The 5,384-nt window shown below is 58.3% G+C and carries 6 protein-coding genes; 4 read left to right on the top strand and 2 right to left on the bottom strand.

The features are described from left to right. On the bottom strand, window positions 1–270 hold a 270-nt coding region (locus tag AC11W3_RS07940; protein ID WP_484092771.1), incomplete at its 3' end, for a type II toxin-antitoxin system CcdA family antitoxin. 220 nt (window positions 271–490) lie between these two features. Between AC11W3_RS07940 and AC11W3_RS07935 the strand changes: the two genes are divergently transcribed. Then, window positions 491–1,243 carry an SDR family NAD(P)-dependent oxidoreductase gene (locus AC11W3_RS07935; RefSeq protein WP_484089825.1) on the top strand — a complete coding sequence of 251 codons (753 nt, stop codon included), beginning with the start codon at window positions 491–493 and terminating at the stop codon, window positions 1,241–1,243. Window positions 1,244–1,404: 161 nt separating this feature from the next. Here AC11W3_RS07935 and AC11W3_RS07930 read toward each other — a convergent pair whose 3' ends face one another. Further along, complete coding sequence (locus AC11W3_RS07930) at window positions 1,405–1,674, bottom strand: hypothetical protein (RefSeq protein ID WP_484089824.1); 270 nt, start codon at window positions 1,672–1,674, stop codon at window positions 1,405–1,407. Window positions 1,675–2,080: 406 nt separating this feature from the next. On the opposite strand from AC11W3_RS07930, the gene AC11W3_RS07925 reads away from it, so the two are divergent. The 3 genes from AC11W3_RS07925 to cysN all read left to right on the top strand — a co-directional run. Continuing rightward, window positions 2,081–2,785 carry a phosphoadenylyl-sulfate reductase gene (locus AC11W3_RS07925; RefSeq protein WP_484089823.1) on the top strand — a complete coding sequence of 235 codons (705 nt, stop codon included), beginning with the start codon at window positions 2,081–2,083 and terminating at the stop codon, window positions 2,783–2,785. A 51-nt stretch (window positions 2,786–2,836) separates the two neighbouring features. Beyond that, complete coding sequence (cysD, locus tag AC11W3_RS07920; protein ID WP_484089822.1) at window positions 2,837–3,754, top strand: sulfate adenylyltransferase subunit CysD; 918 nt, start codon at window positions 2,837–2,839, stop codon at window positions 3,752–3,754. Next, window positions 3,754–5,384: sulfate adenylyltransferase subunit CysN (cysN, locus tag AC11W3_RS07915; protein ID WP_484092770.1), on the top strand; the 1,631-nt coding region annotated here is incomplete at its 3' end. The genes cysD and cysN, both read left to right, overlap by 1 nt.

Here is a 5,384-nt window from a genome sequence, read left to right as displayed (position 1 = left end):
CACCCCTATTTCGTCAGAGACCACCCCAGTCTCCTCCACCATCCTGTTGTAGGACTCAAAGGATTGCCTATTCTCTTCTTTCCACCGCTTCAATTCCTTTCTCTCAAGAAAAGCTACCATGGATTCTTGGAGCAGTGCGGACAGATTGCCGTTTTCAGCTCGGACGCGCTTTACCAACTCAATATCCGCGGTCAGGTTGAATGATCCTCGCTTGGACTTTGATTTACGTACGGATTGCATAAACTTCACCTCCACCAGTGGTACGCGCATTTTAATGCGCACTCGTGTGCGGGTCAAGTCTCGGTCGCCACATCCCCCACCGACGAGAAAGTGATCAATGAAGTCCCTCCGGCGTCTGATAATTTGAACGACCCCAGCACCGATCTCCCCCGCAGTTACTACGTCACGGCCTTGATCCGACGCTATTTATGGGGGTGCTTCCGGTGTGAAATAGACGATGGTTAAGCCAACTCATGGAAAGGAGCGGGAAATGACGATCGCACTGATAACCGGCGGGAGCCGGGGGCTTGGGAAAAGCATGGCTCTGCATCTGGCGTCTAAAGGGCATGATGTCATCCTTACGTATCACAGTAAGCAATCCGAAGCACAAGACGTTGTCGCCGAGATCGAAAAGGCGGGAAGGATGGCTGTCGCTCTCCAGCTTGATGTCTCGGACCACAAGTACTTCGACAGTTTCCGGGATGACGTCAAAGGCGCCCTAAGCGAGAAGTGGCAACTGGAGCAGTTCGATTTCCTCATCAACAATGCCGGCATCGGCACCTATGCGCCCTTCGCGGAAACGACCGAGGAGCAGTTCGACCTGCTGATGAACATCCATCTGAAGGGGACCTTCTTTCTCAGTCAGAAGCTTTTGCCGCTCATCAAGGACGGCGGGAGGATCCTGAACGTCTCATCAGGTCTCGCCAGGTTCAGCTTGCCCGGCTACAGTGCCTATGCCTTGATGAAGGGCGGGATCGAGGTACTGACTCGCTATATGGCTGTGGAGCTGGGACCCCGACGGATCGCGGTCAACGTCATCGCTCCGGGCGCCATCGAGACGGATTTCGGCGGCGGCATGGTCCGTGACAATCCTGAAGTGAATACCGGAATAGCGGAGCAAACCGCCTTGGGCAGGGTGGGATTACCGGATGATATCGGGGGCGCTGTCGCGGCATTGCTGTCGGACGAGTGCCGGTGGCTCAATGGGCAGAGGGTGGAGTTATCCGGGGGGATTCATCTTTAGACTGGGGGGGAAGCTGCCAACGGGATGGAACGTTCCCCCACCCCCTGCCCCCCTCCCGCAAGGGGATGGGGGACGTGAGCAGTGGTGGGAGAAACTAAAACGCGGCTACATCGAGTGTGATGTAGCCGCATCGTTTTTCAGCTTGTATATTCGGTTGTGAATTACTTAGCAGCAGGCGGGGTGGCTGCCGGGGCTGCGGCCGGTTCTGCCGGAGCAGCTTCTTTCTTCATCGATTTTTTGCTGCTTTTTTTGTGGTGCTTCTTCGCTTTTTTATGTTTCTTGACCGGTTTCGCGGTCGGAGCTTTTTCGGTCTGCGCCGGTGCGCCTGCGGAGGTTGCATCGGTGTTGGCAGGAACGTCAGCTGCTGATACTATGGCTGCGAACGAAAACGCTGAAAGAGCGGCAACGATGGTTGAGAGTACCTTTTTCATTTTTCACATCTCCTGTGGGTTTTATTTACTGCTTATGCCTTTACATCAGCATACCCCGTGCCAAAGTCATCGCGGTCCCGGAATGTCCCGCAACATCGGCCTTTCCACCCGGATTCCCCCCTGACACCCCACTTAATGAACCTGTAATGCGTCAGACATTACCCCTTTTCAGGCATCCGCAACGGGCCGAGGCCGTAAACATTTCGCCTACACCTCGGGCACTTACGCAATCTACATTACTCTAGTGTAGAAATAAATATAGTTCTTGACAAATGAACTTTAAAACCATACACTCCAGCCACTTCACATTCACATAGCAATGTACTACAGAATATGCAGCCGCGACAGGTTGCGAGCTTGAATTCATAAGAAGGCGCAATAGGCCGAAAAATCTGGAGGAACCACGATGAGCCCCGTAGCAAACGTAAATATCCCGCAACTCCCCGAAGACGCCTCTGCTAAAGAAATCCTGGAAAAAGGTGTGGAAGTCGCGGCAGGACCGGTCAACCTGGCCTGCTCCTTCTCCGTCGAAGACCTGGTCATCGTGGACCTGATCCACGCATACAAACTCCCCATCGGCATCTTCGCCCTCGACACCGGCCGCCTCAACGAGGAGACCTACCAGGTGGCCGAGGCCATCACCGAACGCTACCGGACTTCCATCAACTGGTTCTTCCCCCGGCACGAGGCAGTGGAGGAGCTGCTGCGGGCCAAGGGACCCTATTCCTTCAGGGAATCCCTCGAAAACCGCCACGAGTGCTGCTACATCCGCAAGGTCGAGCCGCTGGGTCGGGCACTGGCCGGGCTTAAAGGATGGGTCACCGGGATGCGCAAGGAACAGAGCGCTACCCGCACCGCCCTCTCCTCTCTGGAACTCGACGTGCTGCACGGCGGGCTGGTGAAGATCAATCCCCTCGCCAATTGGACCGAGACAGAGGTCTGGGAATATGCTAAAAAGAACCGCCTCCCGGTGAACAAGCTCCACTCCCAGGGCTACCCTTCGATTGGATGCGCTCCGTGCACCAGGGCCATCGCCGAAGGGGAACATCCCAGGGCCGGGCGCTGGTGGTGGGAGAATCCGGAGCACAAGGAGTGCGGGCTGCACCGGTAACCGTGAAGATCCGTTCGGCCTTGGAAGAGTTTCGGCAATTCAACCTCCGACATGAGAATTGAAATGAAAAGCAATCTGACGCATCTGCAGCAACTAGAGGCCGAAAGCATCCACATCATCCGGGAAGTGGTGGCTGAATTCGAAAATCCCGTGATGCTCTACTCCATAGGGAAGGACTCGGCGGTCATGCTGCACCTGGCCCGCAAGGCCTTTTACCCGGCCCCTGCGCCCTTTCCCCTCATGCACGTCGACACTACCTGGAAGTTCCGCGAGATGATCGAATTCCGCGACCGGATGGCGAAGGAATCGGGCCTTGAACTCATCGTGCACGTCAACGAGGACGGGGTGAGCCGCGGTGTTTCCCCGTTCACCCACGGCTCCGCGCTCTATACCGACATCATGAAGACCGAGGGATTGAAACAGGCGCTGGATAAGTACAAGTTCGACGCCGCTTTCGGAGGCGCCCGCCGCGACGAGGAAAAATCGCGCGCCAAGGAGCGCATCTTCTCCTTCCGCAGCGCAAACCATCGCTGGGACCCCAAGAGCCAGCGGCCGGAGCTCTGGAGCCTTTACAACACCCGCGTAAAACCGGACGAAAGCATCCGCGTCTTCCCGCTCTCCAACTGGACGGAGCTTGACATCTGGCAGTACATCCACCTGGAGCAGATCCCGATCGTACCGCTCTACTACGCCGCCGTCAGGCCGGTGGTGGAGCGGGACGGCATGCTGATCATGGTGGACGACGACCGGCTGGAGCTCAAACCGGGAGAGGTGGTGGAGCACAAGTCCGTCCGCTTCCGTACCCTGGGGTGCTACCCCTTGACCGGCGCTGTCGAATCCGAGGCCGATACCCTGCCGGAAATCATCCAGGAGATGCTCCTCACCCGAACCTCCGAGCGTCAGGGGCGCCTGATCGACCACGACCAGGCAGGATCCATGGAGAAGAAGAAACAGGAAGGGTACTTCTAATGGCACACCAATCGGAACTGATCGAGAAAGATATCCTTGCCTACCTGAAAAGCCAGGAAGAAAAGTCGCTTTTGCGCTTCATCACCTGCGGGAGCGTGGATGACGGCAAGAGCACCCTTATCGGGCGGCTGCTCTGGGACTCGAAGATGGTTTTCGAGGACCAACTGGCGGCGCTGGAGGCTGACAGCAAGAAGGTCGGCACCCAGGGAGGCGCCATCGACTACGCCCTGCTGCTGGACGGGCTCCAGGCGGAGCGGGAACAGGGCATCACCATAGACGTCGCCTACCGCTTCTTTTCCACCGACCGGCGCAAGTTCATCGTGGCCGACACGCCGGGCCACGAGCAGTACACCCGCAACATGGTGACCGGGGCCTCGACAGCCAAGGTGGCGGTCATCCTGGTCGACGCCCGCAAGGGACTTCTCACCCAGACGCGCCGTCACAGCTTCCTGGTCTCCCTGGTCGGCATCCGGCATATCGTGCTGGCCATCAACAAGATGGATCTGATCGGCTTCGACGCCGACAAGTTCGCCCAGATCGTGGAGGATTACCGGGAGTTCGCTGCACCGCTCGGTTTTTCGTCGATCACGGCCCTCCCGATTTCCGCCCTCAACGGTGACAACATCATCGAAAAGAGCGCCAACACGCCGTGGTATGACGGCCCTACCCTCATGAACTACCTGGAAACCGTGCAGGTCGAGGACAACCGGGGGGACGAGCCGTTCCGTCTTCCGGTCCAGTGGGTGAATCGCCCCAATCTCGACTTCCGCGGATTCTGCGGTACCATCGCCGCCGGCACCATCCGTCCGGGCGATGAACTGCGGGTAGCCTCGTCAGGGCTGGTCAGCACGGTATCCAGGATCGTGACCATGAACGGCGACCTCGAGGAGGCTGTGGCCGGGCAAGCGGTGACCCTGACGCTCACTGACGAGATCGACATCAGCCGCGGCGACATGCTGACGGCGACCGATGCACCGCCGCTCTTTACCAGGCATCCGGAGGCGCACCTGGTCTGGCTTCATGACGATGCCTTGCAACCGGGACAGCTCTACCTGGTCAAGACGGCGACCGGCGTTACCCCCGGGCGGGTCACCGCGGTACAGTACGCGGTTGATGTCAACACCCTCGACCAGAGACAGGTACCGACCCTGAAACTGAACGAAATCGGGCTGGTGCGTCTGGAACTTGATCGACCCGTTCCTTTCGATCCCTACGCGGAGAACCGGGATACCGGCAGCTTCATCCTCATCGACCGCTTCAGCAATGCGACGGTGGCGGCAGGCATGGTGATCGAGGCGGCGCCGGTCGATCCCTGCCTGTGCGGATTGACGGATGTCGGCACCTCTTCGACTGCCACAGGGAGCCTCTCGATCCGGCGCATCAGCCTGGGCGAAGTCAGCGCCAACAACCTGAATATGGTCGATCTGACCGGAGAGTGGGGGCCCTTTGCCCTGGACGTCTCGCCGAGACTCCTCGATTACCTGGAAAAGGGGAATCGGATACTCTTCCGCTTGCGGGAGTTGGTACAGTTGAACGCGGTGGCGCTGGTGGCTTATGAAAACAACCTGGCGTTCGAGTTCGATCGCACCACGGACGGGATAAGCTTGTTGGTCTTCAAGCGAGGCACCGA

This window comes from Geomonas sp., assembly GCF_056994735.1.
The sequence above is the reverse complement of the archived record's forward strand: the minus strand, read 5'-3'. Positions and strand labels throughout refer to the sequence as shown.

Coding starts and splice junctions, on each gene's coding strand:
- AC11W3_RS07935 (WP_484089825.1), top strand. CDS start 491: ATGACGATCGCACTGATAACCGGCGGGAGCCGGGGGCTTGGGAAAAGC.
- AC11W3_RS07930 (WP_484089824.1), bottom strand. CDS start 1,674: ATGAAAAAGGTACTCTCAACCATCGTTGCCGCTCTTTCAGCGTTTTCG.
- AC11W3_RS07925 (WP_484089823.1), top strand. CDS start 2,081: ATGAGCCCCGTAGCAAACGTAAATATCCCGCAACTCCCCGAAGACGCC.
- cysD (WP_484089822.1), top strand. CDS start 2,837: ATGAGAATTGAAATGAAAAGCAATCTGACGCATCTGCAGCAACTAGAG.